The organism is Kitasatospora sp. NPDC041988 (genome assembly GCF_055588525.1).
This window is the reverse complement of the sequence record NZ_JBVJCO010000013.1, coordinates 91746-106878: the sequence shown is the minus strand read 5'-3', so window position 1 is coordinate 106878 and position 15133 is coordinate 91746. Positions and strand designations below refer to the sequence as shown.

The following is a 15133-nucleotide window of genomic DNA, read 5'->3' as shown; positions in this document are numbered from 1 at the left end:
GGACCAATGCTCCCGCTGCCGCCATCGGCACCGCCGGGACCAGGACGGCCCAGCCGGCCCCCGGCTTCACGTCGACATCACCTCGGCCCGAAACGACCCGCTCGGGCGCCCCAACCGCGTCTTCGCACGCGAGATGCCGCACCGCCACCCGCCATAGTCATCGCCGGCCCCGGCCCCGGCCGCATGCTCCTCCCGTTCACCGCTGCTGGGCGCCTCCACGGCCCCTCGCGCCGCCGCCCGGACGATCCGCGCCGTCCACGCCAGGCCCAGTCCCTCCAGGGCCGCCCCGCCCGCCAGGCAGGCCAGCCCGGCGGGGGTGTGGAGCAGGACGGCCACCGGCCGAGCCCCGAGCGCCACCCCGAGCAGCAGCCCGGCGGCGGGGAGCGCCGCCAGGACGGCGATCGTGGTCCGCGGCGCCGCCAGCTCCGCGGTGATCTCCTCGGCCAGCGCCTGCTCCGCGCGCAGCGCCTCGGCGACCCCGTCCAGCCCGGCCGCCAGACCCGAACCCCCGTCGGCAGTGACCCGCCAGCAGGCGGCGATCGCAGTCGCCCCGCTGCCGCCCGGCAGCTCCGCGAGCAGCTGGAACGCCAGCGGGACATCCCCGCCGTAGCGGCCGGCCGCCAGACGGGCCACCGGCTCCTCGCCGATCCGGCGCAGCGTCTCGCGGTCTGCGGCAATGCGCGTCGTCACCACATGCAGCGCTTGTTCGGGTGTCGCGCCACTCCGCAACTCCCCTGCCAGCCCGGCACAGAGCTCGACGATCGCCGACGCCCGCTGCCGGGCCTCCGCCGTCACGCTGCGCCGCTGCCGCCAGCGGCGCAGCGGAAGGCAGGCCAGTGAGGCCGCCAGTACCGGGACGGGCGATCCGGTCCCCGGCCACGCCGCCAACCCTGCCGGGACCAGCAGCAGTTCAGGCACCAGCCAGTCGGGCCTGCGGAGCGGCCTCCGCCAGGCACCACCCACCGCCGGGCCCCGGCGCGCGGCCACCTCCCCGCTGCCGCCACCTCCCCCACGGCCGCCACCGGCCGGCAGGAGCATGTGTCGGCGAGTGCCCGCCACCGCCCGCTGCAGGGCGTACCACCCGGCCGACGCCGCGACGCAGAGCACCATCGCCCAGCACAGCACCAACTGAGCTTCCGTCATGTCAGTGACCACCCTTCTCCCCGGCCTTCCTTCGCCATGGCCCGAGCAGTGCCAACGCACCCACCGCACACCCGCACAGCAGCAGGACGAACAGCACCTCCGTGGCCCGTACCGCCGTCACGGCAGCCCGCCCGCGAGCGTCACTCCGCGCGCCGCCAGCAGCCGGAGCAGCCGCTCCCAGCCCTCGCCGGGGAGGGCTGTGCCGTCCGCCGCGAAGGTCACCGCCGAGGTGGTGACGGCCAGGCCCTCGCGATCGCCGGCCAGCGTGTGGATCTCGGCGACCCGGCGCCGTCCGGAGGCCGGCTCCCGCACCAGGTGCACCACCAGGTCGAGCGCGGCCCGGAGTTGGCTGTGCAGGGCCGGCCGGTCCAGCCCGGCGAGTGACCCGAGCGCCTCCAGCCGGACCGGCACGTCCGCCGCGGTGTTCGCGTGCACGGTGCCGCAACCACCCTCGTGGCCGGTGTTCAACGCGGCCAGCAGGTCCGAGACTTCGGCGCCCCGGACCTCACCGACGACCAGCCGGTCGGGGCGCATCCGAAGGGCCTGCCGGACGAGGTCGCGCAGGGTGAGCTCGCCGAGCCCCTCCTGGTTGGGCGGGCGGCTCTGCAGCCGGACCACGTGCGGGTGGGCCGGTTGCAGCTCGGCCGAATCCTCCACGACGACGATCCGCTCGTCCGGCCCGGCCAGCCCGAGCAACGCCGCCAAGAGGGTTGTCTTTCCCGTCCCCGTCCCGCCACTGATCAACAGGGACAGCCGGGCCCGCAGGATGCCCGCCAGCAGTTCGGCACCGGCCGCGGGCAGGGCCCCGCCGGCCACCAGCTCGTCGAGCGTGAACGGGCGCGGCCGGCAGACCCGCAGGGAGATGTGGGTACAGCCGGTGGCGATCGGCGGCAGCACCGCGTGCAGCCGGGTGCCGTCGGGCAGTCGGGCGTCCACCCAGGGGCGGGCGTCGTCCAGCCGCCGCCCGGCCGCGGTCGCGAGCCGGTGGGCCAGCCGCCGGACCGCCTCGGCGTCGGTGAATCGGACGCCGACGGCCCGCCGCAGCCCGCCGCCCCGGTCGACCCAGACCTCGTCCGGGCCGTTGACCAGCACGTCCGTGACATCCGGCGCCGCCAGCAGCCGGTCCAGCGGGCCCGCACCCACCAGCTCGGCGCGCAGCGATCGCACGGTGTCGAGGACTTCGTCGCCGCCGAGCGGCGGCCGGGTGGCCCGCAGCACCGCGGCGACGGACCCGGCCGTCGGCGCCGCCCCGGACTCGGCCAGCCTGAGCCGTACGGCGTCGACCAGCGCCGCGGTGCGCTCCTCCCGGGCCGTCCGACCGTACGGGGGCGGCTCCGGCCGCGAGCCCGTCTCCGGGGGCCCGCCGGTCGCCGTGACGCTCCTGAGCAGCCGGTGCTCCCGCGCACCGCTGCCCCGGACACCGGCACCGGCACCTTGACCGCCCCCGGCCGCATTGCCTGTTCTGCGCAGACGGACCATCAGTAGACACCTCCTCCGACCGCCGGAACCGGCGGCAGCACCTCGTCAAGGAAGGTTTCGCAGAAGCGCGCCAGCGGGCCGTTCTCACGGATCCCGGGCGGCACGCCCTGCTCGACGTCGGCGGCCAGCCCGGGCTCCGCCTCGAGCTCTCCGGCGAGCCGGAGCCGCAGCCCGCGCGCGATCCGATGGGCCGGGAGCCCGAACGGCCGCGACGGGCGCGCCACCATCCGGACGTCGTCGAGCCGCATCCGGACGGACGCCGCGACCCGGTCGGCGGCGGCCACCGCTCTCAGCTCGGCCGGCACCACCAGGAGCGCGGTGTCGGACTGCTCCAGTGCCTGCCCGGCCGCCGGGTCGAGGTGGCGCGGCACGTCGACCACGACCAGGCCACCGCGCCGACGGGCGGCGGCCAGCACGCTGCGCATGGCCTCGGGTGGCACGGCGAGCGTGTCGCCGCGGTCCCAGGACAGGCAGGACAGCGCGGTCAGCCGTTTCAGCACCGGCAGCGCCCTGGCCAGCTCGGCACCACTGACCCGGCCGCGCGAGCCGGCCAGGTCGGGCCAGCGCAGGCCGCCGGCCGTCTCGCCGCCGAGCAGGATGTCGAGCCCGCCGCCCAGCGGATCGCCGTCGACGAGTATGGTCCGCCGGCCCGTGCGCGCTGCCGTGACCGCGAGCGCGCAGGCCAGGGTGGAGGCGCCTGCCCCGCCACGGCCGCCGAGCACCGCGACGGTGAGCGCCGGTGTGCCGACGCCCTCCGCGGCGTCGGCGATCCGGTCGAGCAGCCAGGCCTCGGCGTCAGGCAGGAACAGCACGTGCTCGGCGCCGAGTTGGACGGCTCTGACCCAGACCCCGGGATCGTCGAGGTCCAGCCCGAGCAGCAGCACCCCGGTGCGCCGGGGGAGCCCGGCGCACCGCTCGGCCTGGTCGTCCCCGACCAGCACGAGCGACGAGCCCTCCCAGAGCCCACGCGGCGGCGGGGCGCCCCGGATCAGCCGGGGTTCCGTCCCGGCCGCCGCGCAGAGCCGCAGCAGGTGCTCGGCCAGGCTCTCGTCCTCGGTGACGACGAGCGGGCCGGCGGCCTCCGGCCCGTGGGTGGCGGCATGGCCGGTGATCGGTGTCGACATAGCGGTCTCCCCTGTGCGGCGCCCGTCCGCGCAGGGCGGTACGGGCACACGTCCGGATGGGTCCGGCAGGCGGCCGACCGGGAGCGCCCCGCTTGCGGGGCCCGGCAACCGCTGCCGTCCATCACGGTGGGGGGTGATCCTGATTCCGTCAGCCCGGTTCCGAATCCCTGTGGACAACTCGGGCCTGTGGATAACTACGTTCACCCGGACGGGGGGCTATTGAGCAAAGAATTGACGAAACGGCCTCACTGAGAAGAAACAGGCACGGCCCGCACGGGGCACGGCCGGCTCTCGACAGGGCCCGCAAGGATGCTCCCCGGGCCATCCCCGCCCTCTCTCCGGAGTCACTCGAAGGATCTCTTCGGGATCTCTCCGAGGGTTCTTACCGGCCTCTTCGGACCCTCGCGCGGACCCCGGGCAGCGATGAGCAACCGGCAACACAGAGTGACGAAAGTGGACGGGTGGGGCCGCGCCCCGACACCCCCTGTAGACGTCCGGCGGGCCGGGTGCGGAATCCTCCGCAGAAGCCGTTCAAGCCCTGAAAATGGCCCCGGACGTGCGACGACCCCCGCCGGGGGGGAGAGCGGGGGTCGTCTATCCACAGCCCGACTCGGGGGGGAGGAGCCGGACCGGGTTAGCACGGTCGCGAACGATCCGTGACTTCCATGGTGTACCCGAGCGGCCAGAAACACAAACCCGCACGCCCACGAGTACGCCGAATGGCGGGCTGTTTTGTGGTGCCCTCTATCCTCGGTTCCCGTGGACACCACCGAGAACGCCGACGAGTACGCCGACAAGTCCCCGGACTCCACCGCCGAGCCCGCCGAGCCGGCCGAGAGCGCCGCCCCGACGCCCCCGGCCGCCCGCCCGCGCCCGGCCGGCCCCCGGACGGCGGCCTTTTTCGATCTCGACAAGACCATCATCGCCAAGTCGAGCGCCCTCGCCTTCAGCCGGCCCTTCTACCAGGGCGGTCTGATCAACCGTCGGGCCGTACTGCGCAGCGCCTACGCCCAGTTCGTCTTCCTGGTCGGCGGTGCGGACCACGACCAGATGGAGAAGATGCGCGAGTACCTCTCCGCGCTCACCCGGGGCTGGAACGTCCAGCAGGTCCGCGAGATCGTCGCCGAGACCCTGCACAACCTGATCGACCCGATCATCTACGACGAGGCCGCTTCGCTGATCGAGCAGCACCATGCGGCCGGCCGCGACGTGGTGATCGTCAGCAGCTCCGGCTCCGAGGTGGTCGAGCCGATCGGCGCGCTGCTCGGCGCGGACCATGTGATCGCCACCCGGCTGAAGATCGAGGACGGCTGCTACACCGGCGAGATCGAGTACTACGCCTATGCCGAGAACAAGGCAGCTGCCATCCGGGAGTTGGCCGAGTCCGAGGGCTACGACCTCGCCGAGTGCTACGCCTACAGCGACTCGTCCACCGACCTGCCGCTGCTGGAGGCGGTGGGCCACCCGTCCGCCGTCAACCCGGACCGCGCCCTGCGCAAGGAGGCGGTGGCGCGCGAGTGGCCGGTGCTGGTCTTCGACCGCCCGGTGGAACTGCGGCGGCGGCTCCCGGAGTTCTCCGCGCCGAGCCGGTCGGTGCTGACCGCGGTGGCGATCGGTACGGCGGTGCTGACCGCCGGGGTGATCTGGTACGCGGCGCGGCGCCGCCGCCCGTCCGCCTGACCGACCGCTCGCCCCGCCCGGGCGGCCTCCGCCCCGGCTGCCCGAGGAGCCTGAGGGGCCTCCTGGCCCGACCCCAGGGCCCCTGCGCACAACAACCCCAACCAGTGCGGTTTGGTACAAAACGGGCAAAAGCCGAAGACTTCTCGTTTCGGGTTCCCCTTTCGCCCGAAACGCGATACAAATGAAGCACGGCCCGCGAGACCCGGTCAGGACCCGAAGAGGTCAAACCGACAACGCAGTTCAGGCCCCACGGACCGCGTACAGATAACCGAGCACCCACATGCAGCCGACCCGCTGTCGGGCCGCCGCACCAGACGAACGGGCAGGATCCCCGTCTGATGGGCACTTCCGGTGCATGCTTGGTCACCCGGTACCTGTACCAGCGGCGGCACCCGGCAGGATCAGGTGCCGCCGCATCTCGCTGTTCGGGCCCGGCCAGCAGCACGGTCCGGAGGCCAGGCCCCGGCGAGCACGCCAGGACCTGGCCTGCGGAGCTCCGGTCAGACCATGCCGCGCTGCATCGCCTCGCAGACGGCCGTGCTCTCCCGCACGCCGAGCCGCAGCGCCCGGCCGCAGTACCCGATCCAGGCCGCCAGGCCCTCCTCCGTCCCCGCCAGGTAGCCGGCCAGCGCCCGCCGGTAGGCGTCCGTTCCTAGCTCCGCGAGCCCGACCTCGGCCGGGCAGATCGACTTCGGGTCGAGCCCCTCCGCGAGCAGCACGATCCGCTGCGCGGCCCGCGCGATCACGCCGTTGTACGAGCCGAACGGCCGCAGCGCGAGCAGCTCCCCGTGCACCACCGAAGCCACCACCAGGGCCGGCGTCCCCACGCCCTGGCCCTCGGCGCGGGCGACCAGCAGCCGGGAGAGCTGGTCGAGCCGGGCGGCGACCTCCTCTGCCCCTGGGGCCGGCGGCAGGGCGGGCACCGGCTCGCCGGCCGCGGGGTCGGCCTCGACGCTCTCCACCGGCTTGAGCTCCAGCGGGAACAGCTCCTCGACGGCCTCACCGGCCTGCCGCGGCCGCCCCGCGACGGCGTCGGCGTCACCGACCGCCAGCAGGTGCAGCCGGGCCAGCACCTGGAGCGGCGAGTGCCGCCAGACGCTCAGCAGCTGGCCGGATTCGGCGGCGATCCGCAGCGCGGCGCCGACCGTGCGCGACTCGTGGTCGGCGCTGAAGTCGCTGCGGCGCCGGACCTCCTCCAGCGGCCAGTCCGCCCCGGCCAGCGCCGCGGACGCGCGGGCGCCGCGCAACGCGGATTCGGAGGTGACCTCGGCCGCGCGGCGGCGCATCACCCGGTGCCCGTAGAGGCGGTCGACGGCCTTGCGCACCTCGGCCACCGCGTCGGGCACCCCGGGGAGCTGGGCCAGCGGGGCGAGGGGATCTGTTCCAGTGCTCACCTACCCGAGGGTAATGAAAGAGGGGCCCCTCCCGGAACAGCAACCCCGAATCACCCGTTAGAGGCAATCCTCACTCCCCTCCGGCAGGGAGCCCGAAACCCCGGATAGCATAAGCACTATCGGAGACGATAACGATTTCCAACTCTGGAAATCGTCGGCCTCGGCGCAGGGCGGAAGCGGCACGGAAGGGCGACGCGGAAGCAGCGCGACGAGGCATCGAGCAAGCGGCCCCGCGCATGGGCCCCAGAGCGAGAGCCGGAGTCCCAGATGAAGATCGCCTTCGTCGGCAAGGGTGGCAGCGGCAAGACCACGCTGTCCGCACTGTTCATCCGCCACCTGGCCGCCGCGGGCCGCCCGGTCATCGCCGTCGACGCCGACATCAACCAGCACCTCGGCCCCGCCCTGGGCCTGACGGATGCCCAGGCCGCGCAGCTGCCCTCGCTCGGCGCCCAGCTGCCCGAGATCAAGGAGTACCTGCGCGGCAGCAACCCGCTGATCCGGTCCTCCGAGGAGATGATCAAGACCACGCCGCCCGGCCGCGGTTCGCGCCTGCTCCGGATCGTCGAGGAGAACCCGGTGTACGCGGCCTGCGCCCGGCCGATCGCGCTGGACGAGGGGTCGGTCCGCCTGCTGGCCACCGGCGCCTTCACCGAGGAGGACCTCGGCGTCGCCTGCTACCACTCCAAGGTCGGCGCGGTCGAGTTGCTGCTCAACCACCTGGTCGACGGCCGGGACGAGTACGTCGTCACCGACATGACGGCGGGCTCCGACTCCTTCGCCTCCGGGCTGTTCACCCGGTTCGACGTGACCTTCCTGGTCGCCGAGCCGACCCGCAAGGGCGTCTCGGTGTACCGCCAGTACAAGGACTACGCGCGCGACTTCGGCGTGGAGCTCCGGGTGATCGGCAACAAGGTGCAGGGCCCCGACGACCTGGAGTTCCTCCACCGCGAGGTCGGCGAGGACCTGCTGACCACCTTCGGCCACTCCGACTGGGTGCGCCGGCTGGAGCAGGGCGCCGAGCCGCCGCTGCGGGCACTGGAACCGGGCAACCGCGCGGTGCTGGAGCTGCTTCGCAGCGAGGCCGATGCCGCCCACGACCGGCGGGACGCCCTCCGCTACACCGAGCAGGCCGTCCTCTTCCACCTCCGCAACGCCGAGAGCTGGGCCAACGCCAAGGTCGGCATCGACCTCGGCACCCAGGTGGACCACGGATTCGTGCTCGGTGGCGAGCAGCCCGCCACGGCCGGTGCGCACTGACCCGTCCCACCGACAGCACGCACCGCCTGACGACGCGCGTGGCCTGACCACACACACCAGAAGGACGGCGAGCGGGGCACCGAACGGGCTGCGGCCTTCCTCCACCCGGAGGGAGGCCGTAGCCCGTTTTCGCGCACCCCGACCGGACCCCGACCGCCCAGTCCGGGCGTCAGCAGATTCCCGTCAGTTCGACTACCACCCAATGGGGTGAATCCATGGGTTCAGCGCTACCGCCCGAGGTGACGCTGTGCAAAGCTTTCATTACCCTCGGTTTACCGAGTCTTGATGGTCCTCTCAGAGGCATGGCCGTCCAATGCCTTCCGAGGCCCACTGATGGTCCACGGCCCGGCCGGTGACACCCGCACTCCCCGCCGCGCCCACGCCATCCCGCCACACCGTCGCGACCCACGACAGCCGATCCGGCTCCCCCGAGCCCCAACCGGACTCACCACCGGACCTGACTGCGTTCGTTCCCCCGGAAAAGACGGGAAGACAATGACCCTCGACATCTCCAGCGCACCCATCGCCTCCGACACCAACGACCACGCCCCGCCGGGCCCGAACTCCCGCACCCGCTGGGCGCAGGACCTCTCCGCCTCCCTGGTGGTCTTCCTGATCGCGGTGCCGTTCTCCCTCGGCATCGCCCTGGCCACCGGCGCCCCGCTCACCGCCGGCCTCGCCGCGGCAGCCGTCGGCGGCATCGTGGTCGGCCTCTTCGGCGGCACCCCCCTCCAGGTCAGCGGCCCCTCCGCCGCACTGACCGTGATCACCGCCGGGCTGATCACCCAGTACGGCTGGCAGGCCACCTGCGCCATCACGCTCGCCGCCGGGCTGCTCCAACTCCTGCTCGGCGTCCGGCGGGTCGCCCGCACCGCGCTCGCCGTCTCGCCCGCCATCGTCCACGGCATGCTGGCCGGCGTCGGCCTGACCATCGCCATCGCGCAGCTGCACGTCGTCCTCGGCGGCTCCCCGCAGAGCTCTGCGCTGGCCAATCTGCTCGCCCTGCCCGGCCAGTTGGCGGGCCCGCACCCGCCCGCACTGGCCGTCGGCACGGTCACCGCGGCGGTACTGCTCAGCTGGCCCCGGCTCAGCCGACTCCCGGGCAGGGCCGGGGAGTTCGGCGGCCGGCTGGCCAAGGTGCCGGGCCCGCTCGCGGCCGTCGCCGCCGCCACCGCGCTCTCCATGACCCTCGGCCTGCACCTCGCCCGGGTCGAACTGCCCGCCTGGCAGCCGCACGATCTCGTCCCCGACCTGCCCCACGGGCCGCTCGCCGCGGTCCTGGCCGCCGTACTGACCGTCACCGCCGTGGCAAGCGTCGAGTCGCTGCTCTCCGCCGTCGCGGTCGACCGGATGTCGCACCGCACCGGGAACCTCGACCGCGAGCTGCGCGGCCAGGGCATCGCCAACATGGTCAGCGGCCTGCTCGGCGGGCTGCCGATCGCCGGTGGCGCGGTACGCAGCACGGCCAACGTCCGGGCCGGGGCGCAGAGCCGCTGGGCCTCGATCCTCCACGGCGTCTGGGTACTCGCCGCGGCCCTGGCACTCACCGGCGGGCTGCGCAAGATCCCGCTCTCCGCGCTCGCCGCCCTGGTCCTGGTCGTCGGCCTGCAGATGGTGAGCTTCGCGCACATCCGCAAGGTGCACCGGCACCGCGAGTTCCCGGTCTACCTGGCCACCGTCCTCGGTGTGGTGTTGCTGGGCGTCCTGCTGGGTGTGGCGCTGGGCACGGCGACGGCCGTGCTGCTCGCGCTCTACCGCCTGACCCGCGCCCACGTGGACGTCCTGTCCGGCCCGGACGGCTCCGTCACGGTGCAGACGCACGGCCCGCTCACCTTCACCGCGGTGCCCCGGCTGAGCCGCGCGCTGGCCGGCATCCCCGCCACCGCCGACGTCGCGGTCGTCCACGACGGCTCCTTCCTGGACCACGCGGCGTACGAGACGCTGCACAGCTGGCGGGCGGGCCACCAGGCGGCCGGCGGCCGGGTGTCGATGATGACGCGGCGCCAGGACGAGGAAGTCCTCGACCCGGACGGGACGATCCGGACGGGCAGCTCCCCCGGCCCGCACCGCTGCCGGGCGTGGACGCCGTGGGTCGGCCACCACTGCATCGAGCAGCAGGAGGATCCGCACGGCCGGCTGCTGGACGGCCTCCGCGGGTTCCAGCTGCACACCGCCCCGCTGGTCCGCCCCGAGCTGGCCCGGCTGGCCCGGGAGGGGCAGACGCCCTCCCAGCTCTTCCTCACCTGCGCGGACTCGCGGATGGTCACCAGCATGATCACCAACAGCGGCCCGGGCGACCTCTTCACCGTGCGCAACGTCGGCAACCTGGTACCCGCGCCGTTCGAGCCGGGCGCCGCCGACGACTCGGTGGCCGCCGCGGTGCAGTACGCCGTGGAGGTGCTGGAGGTGCGGTCCATCACGGTCTGCGGGCACTCCGGCTGCGGCGCGATGAAGGCCCTGCTGGACGGCGTGCACGAGCGCCCGGGGCCGCCCACCCCGCTGGCCCGCTGGCTGCGCAACGGCCGCGGCGCGCTCGACCGGCTGCGCCGCGCCCCCGCCGAGTTCACCGCCCGCCCAGTGGTCGATCTGGTCGAGCAGCTCTGCATCACCAACGTGGTCCAGCAGCTGGACCAGCTGCTGGCGAACCCCGCGGTGGAGCGCCGGGTCGCCGAGGGCACGCTACGGCTGGTCGGCATGTACTTCGACTTCGCCACCGCCCAGGCCTACGTGCTGGACCACGAGAGCGGCGGGTTCAGCCCGGTCGAGGCGCTCGACGCCGGTGCGATCGGGTCGGCGCCCTGCGACACGCCCGAGCGGGTGAACGAAATCGAACAGATCTCCGCGGCGGACCTACAGGCCGCCGGCACGACCGTCGCCGGGGGCGATCCCGGGCTGGCCGCCTGAGAGCCGGGCCCGCGCCCGACCTGGCGGGCAGGGGTGCGGGCCCACCTCATCGTTCGACCGTTTCTTCGACCAACCCGTTCGACTCTCGGTCAAAGGTCTACACCAATTCCCCGGAGCCTCTTGTCAACTGACCGCTTCGCCTGGTGAGCTGTGCGCTGGGACACACGGGACAATCCCCACGCACGGGAATGATCCCGATCATGACTCGATGAGGAGTGCGCGTTGAGCAACGAGAGCCTGGCCAACCTGCTCAAGGAGGAACGGCGATTCGCCCCGCCGGCAGAGCTCGCCGCAGCCGCCAACGTCACCGCGGCCGCGTACGCGCAGGCCTCCGAGGACCGCCTGGGCTTCTGGGCCGAGCAGGCCCGCCGCCTCAGCTGGGCCGTCGAGCCCACCGAGACGCTGGACTGGTCCAACCCGCCGTTCGCCAAGTGGTTCGCCGACGGCAAGCTCAACGTGGCGTACAACTGCGTCGACCGCCACGTCGAGGCGGGCAACGGCGACCGCGTCGCCATCCACTTCGAGGGCGAGCCCGGCGACAGCCGCTCGATCACCTACGCCCAGCTCAAGGACGACGTCTCGCAGGCCGCCAACGCGCTGCTGGAGCTCGGTATCGCCAAGGGCGACCGGGTCGCGATCTACCTGCCGATGATCGCCGAGGCGGTCGTCGCGATGCTCGCCTGCGCCCGGATCGGCGCCACCCACTCCGTGGTCTTCGGCGGCTTCTCCGCCGACGCCGTGGCCTCCCGCATCCAGGACGCCCAGGCCAAGCTGGTCATCACCGCCGACGGGGGCTACCGCCGCGGCAAGCCGTCCGCGCTCAAGCCCGCCATCGACGAGGCGTTGACCAAGGCCGACGGGGTCGAGCACGTCCTGGTCGTCCGCCGCACCGGCCAGGAGATCTCCTGGACCGAGGGCCGCGACGTCTGGTGGCACGAGATCACCGAGCGTCAGTCCACCGAGCACACCCCCGAGGCGCACGAGGCCGAGCACCCGCTCTTCATCCTCTACACCTCCGGCACCACCGGTAAGCCCAAGGGCATCCTGCACACCACGGGCGGCTACCTCACCCAGGCCAGCTACACCCACCACGCCGTCTTCGACCTCAAGCCGGAGACCGACGTCTACTGGTGCACCGCCGACATCGGCTGGGTCACCGGCCACTCGTACATCGTCTACGGCCCGCTCTCCAACGGCGCCACCCAGGTCATCTACGAGGGCACCCCGGACACCCCGCACCAGGGCCGGTTCTGGGAGGTCGTCCAGAAGTACGGCGTCACGATCCTCTACACCGCGCCCACCGCGATCCGCACCTTCATGAAGTGGGGAGACGACATCCCCGCAAAGTTCGACCTCTCCTCGCTACGGGTGCTGGGCAGCGTCGGCGAGCCGATCAACCCCGAGGCGTGGATCTGGTACCGCGAGCACATCGGCGCCGGCAAGACCCCGATCGTGGACACCTGGTGGCAGACCGAGACCGGCGCGATCATGATCAGCCCGCTGCCGGGCGTCACCGAGACCAAGCCGGGCTCCGCCCAGCGCGCCCTGCCGGGCATCGCCGCCACCGTCGTCGACGACGAGGCCCGCGAGGTCCCGAACGGCTCCGGCGGCTACCTGGTGCTCACCGAGCCGTGGCCGTCCATGCTGCGCACCATCTGGGGCGATGACCAGCGTTACATCGACACCTACTGGTCGCGCTTCGCGGGCCGCTACTTCGCCGGTGACGGCGCCAAGAAGGACGAGGACGGCGACATCTGGCTGCTCGGCCGGGTCGACGACGTCATGCTGGTCTCCGGCCACAACATCTCGACCACCGAGGTCGAGTCGGCCCTGGTCGGCCACCCGGCCGTCGCCGAGTCCGCCGTGGTCGGCGCCACCGACGCCACCACCGGCCAGGCGATCGTCGCCTTCGTCATCCTGCGCGGCACCGCCACCGACAGCCCCGAGCTGGTCGAGGAGCTGCGGGCGCACGTCGGCCGGACGCTCGGCCCGATCGCCAAGCCGAAGCAGATCAAGGTGGTCGGCGAGCTGCCGAAGACCCGCTCCGGCAAGATCATGCGCCGCCTGCTGCGCGACATCGCCGAGGGCCGCGAGGTCGGCGACACCACCACGCTGGCCGACAGCACGGTGATGAACCTGATCCAGTCCCAGCTCCCGCCTGCGGGCAGCCAGGGCTGACGCACGTCGTGAACGGCGGTGCCCCGGACGGTCGTGACCGTCCGGGGCAGCGCCGTTCACACCTGCCCGCGCCGTTCACACCTGCCCCGGCATGACGGGCGCCAGGCCGACACACGCTGGACCGCTACGTGTTGGACCGACACGTGCCGGGCCAACACGTGCCAGGCCGACACGGCCAGGCCGGCATGCGCGCTAGTCCTCCGCGGCCTCCCGGCGCTCCGCGACCAGGCTGCGCAGCGTGTCGTACGCGCTCTGTACGAAGCCGCGGCTGCGCGGCGGCGGGGTGCCCGCCATCACCGCCAGCCCCACCTGCGCGCGGGGGCTGAAGCCGACGAAGGTGGTGAACCCCCGGGTGGCGCCCGCGTGGTAGACGACCTCGTCCGCCCGCTCCTCAGGCGGCTCGGCGGACTGGTCGTCGGGCTGGTCATCAGCCTGCCAGGCGGCCGCTGCAGCTCCCGCCCCTCCCGGGACGGAGCGGTGGTTCCAGCCCAGGCAGATCCGCGTCCCGCCGCGCCGCCGGCCGGCCCGCGGGCGCCGGACCTCGCCGAGCGCCGTCCGCAGCGCCGCCGCGTCGGCCCGTTCGGGCAGCGGGATGGCGTCCAGCGCCAGGTGCGCCTGCAGGTAGCGGAGCATGTCGTCCGCCGTGGAACGCAACGCGGCCGCACCGGGCAGGGCGGGCAGGCGAAAGGACGGGACGCGACGGCCGCGACGGTAGCCGGCGGCGTCCTCGCGGCCGGGGCCGCAGGAGGTGTCCACCAGGCCGAGCGGCCCGCAGACCCGGGCCTCCAGCAGGTCGTCGTAGCGCTGGCCGGCCGCGTTGGCCGGCAGCAGGCCGAGCAGCCCGCAGCCGAGGTTGGAGTAGCGCACCTGCGCGCCCGGGGTCCCGCGGACGGGGGTCCGGGGCAGGGCCCTGAGCAGGTGGGCCGGGCCGAAGGTGGCGTACGGGCTGGTGAACCAGCGCGGGGCCATCGCCGGCAGCAGGCCGACCGGCAGCCGGGGCAGTCCCGAGGTGTGGGTGGCCAGGTGGAGCAGGGTGATCGGCCGCTCGTGCGGGTAGCCGGGGGCGGCGTCGACGGGCAGGTAGCGGTCGATCGGGTCGTCGTAGCCGACCTCGCCCCGGGCGGCCATCTCGGCGAGCAGGAGCCCGGTGAACGTCTTGGTGACGGAGCCGAGCTCGAACCTGGTGTCGGCGCGGACGGGGCGTTCACGGGAGCAGTCGGAGTGGCCGCGGCAGGCGACCGTCCGTTCGTCGCCGCGGATCACCACGACGGCGGCGCCTCCGCCCGGGGCGGCGGCGTGGAACAGCGGGCGGAGCAGGTGGTCGAGGTCCGGGCCCGGCTCGGTGGCCGGGGCGTCGGCAACAGGACGAAGGGCCGAACCGTTCATCGGTCCGCGCTCCACTGAAGCCCCGTACTGCGGCGGATCCGCGCGCTCCGACGAATGTCCGTACTGCGGGGGATCTCGGTGCTCCACCGAAGCTCCGCACTCCGGCGGTTCTCCGTGCTGCACCGAAGGTCCGCGTTCCGCCGGGGCGGCCACGCGGACGGGGTGAGCGGTAAGGACGGGGTGAGCGGTAAGGACGGGGTGAGCGGTAAGAGGGGCGGTCTGGGCATCGTCGTGCCTCCAGTACCCGGCTGCGCCTCGGCGGCGCAGCGGTGGCAACGGGGAATCGCGCCACCCGGACGGGGCAGCGCCTGCGATCGACGATAGGGAGGCATTCACCCGTCTGCATGCGGCCGGCTCCATTCGGGTGTCATCGGCTGCCGTGGGGTGCCACGCGTCGAGCAGAACAGGCCGTCAGGTCTTAAGTCCTGAAATATGACAAGAAGCATGCCCGCTTGTGCTTCCGGCTAGAATGTCAAAGACGCATCAAGATCCCCGTCGGAGCATCCAGGGAAGACCTCCCGGATCCACCACGGAAATCCGCTGCGTCACAGGGCGCGCCGGGAAGTCTGGTCGGCACTGCACCACAGG

9 protein-coding genes are annotated in these 15133 nt (G+C 73.3%); 4 read left to right on the top strand and 5 right to left on the bottom strand.

The window, feature by feature from the left end; all coding sequences use genetic code 11:
- Positions 1-66 precede the first annotated feature (66 nt).
- The 3 genes from ACZ6NC_RS15780 to ssd all read right to left on the bottom strand — a co-directional run bounded on the left by ACZ6NC_RS15780 (position 67) and on the right by ssd (position 3746).
- The gene (locus tag ACZ6NC_RS15780) at positions 67-1143 is read right to left on the bottom strand and encodes a type II secretion system F family protein (RefSeq protein WP_465732953.1); all 1077 of its coding nucleotides are present in this window, start codon (positions 1141-1143) and stop codon (positions 67-69) included.
- A 117-nt stretch (positions 1144-1260) separates the two neighbouring features.
- Positions 1261-2622 (bottom strand): TadA family conjugal transfer-associated ATPase, encoded by a 1362-nt coding sequence (locus ACZ6NC_RS15775; protein ID WP_465732951.1) that lies wholly within the window; start codon positions 2620-2622, stop codon positions 1261-1263.
- Positions 2622-3746 (bottom strand): septum site-determining protein Ssd, encoded by a 1125-nt coding sequence (ssd, locus tag ACZ6NC_RS15770; protein ID WP_465732949.1) that lies wholly within the window; start codon positions 3744-3746, stop codon positions 2622-2624. Before ssd ends, ACZ6NC_RS15775 begins: the two co-directional genes overlap by 1 nt.
- Before the next feature lie 918 nt (positions 3747-4664).
- Here ssd and ACZ6NC_RS15765 point away from each other — a divergent pair.
- Positions 4665-5426: an HAD family hydrolase gene (locus ACZ6NC_RS15765; RefSeq protein ID WP_465733088.1), complete on the top strand. Its 762-nt coding sequence runs from the start codon at positions 4665-4667 to the stop codon at positions 5424-5426.
- A gap of 500 nt (positions 5427-5926) precedes the next feature.
- Here the strand turns inward: ACZ6NC_RS15765 and ACZ6NC_RS15760 are convergent, their stop codons facing one another.
- Positions 5927-6820, bottom strand: coding sequence for a Fic family protein (locus ACZ6NC_RS15760; protein WP_465732947.1), 894 nt, complete (start codon positions 6818-6820; stop codon positions 5927-5929).
- 267 nt (positions 6821-7087) lie between these two features.
- Here ACZ6NC_RS15760 and ACZ6NC_RS15755 point away from each other — a divergent pair, with 267 nt between their 5' ends.
- The 3 genes from ACZ6NC_RS15755 to acs all read left to right on the top strand — a co-directional run bounded on the left by ACZ6NC_RS15755 (position 7088) and on the right by acs (position 13159).
- Positions 7088-8077: an ATP-binding protein gene (locus ACZ6NC_RS15755; protein ID WP_465732945.1), complete on the top strand. Its 990-nt coding sequence runs from the start codon at positions 7088-7090 to the stop codon at positions 8075-8077.
- A 495-nt stretch (positions 8078-8572) separates the two neighbouring features.
- Complete coding sequence (locus tag ACZ6NC_RS15750) at positions 8573-10981, top strand: SulP family inorganic anion transporter (protein WP_465732943.1); 2409 nt, start codon at positions 8573-8575, stop codon at positions 10979-10981.
- 222 nt (positions 10982-11203) lie between these two features.
- Positions 11204-13159, top strand: coding sequence for an acetate--CoA ligase (acs, locus tag ACZ6NC_RS15745; RefSeq protein ID WP_465732941.1), 1956 nt, complete (start codon positions 11204-11206; stop codon positions 13157-13159).
- 192 nt (positions 13160-13351) lie between these two features.
- Here the strand turns inward: acs and ACZ6NC_RS15740 are convergent, their stop codons facing one another.
- Entirely contained in the window at positions 13352-14545 is a 1194-nt protein-coding gene (locus tag ACZ6NC_RS15740) for a serine hydrolase domain-containing protein (protein ID WP_465732939.1), read from the bottom strand.
- Between the last annotated feature and the right edge of the window lie 588 nt (positions 14546-15133).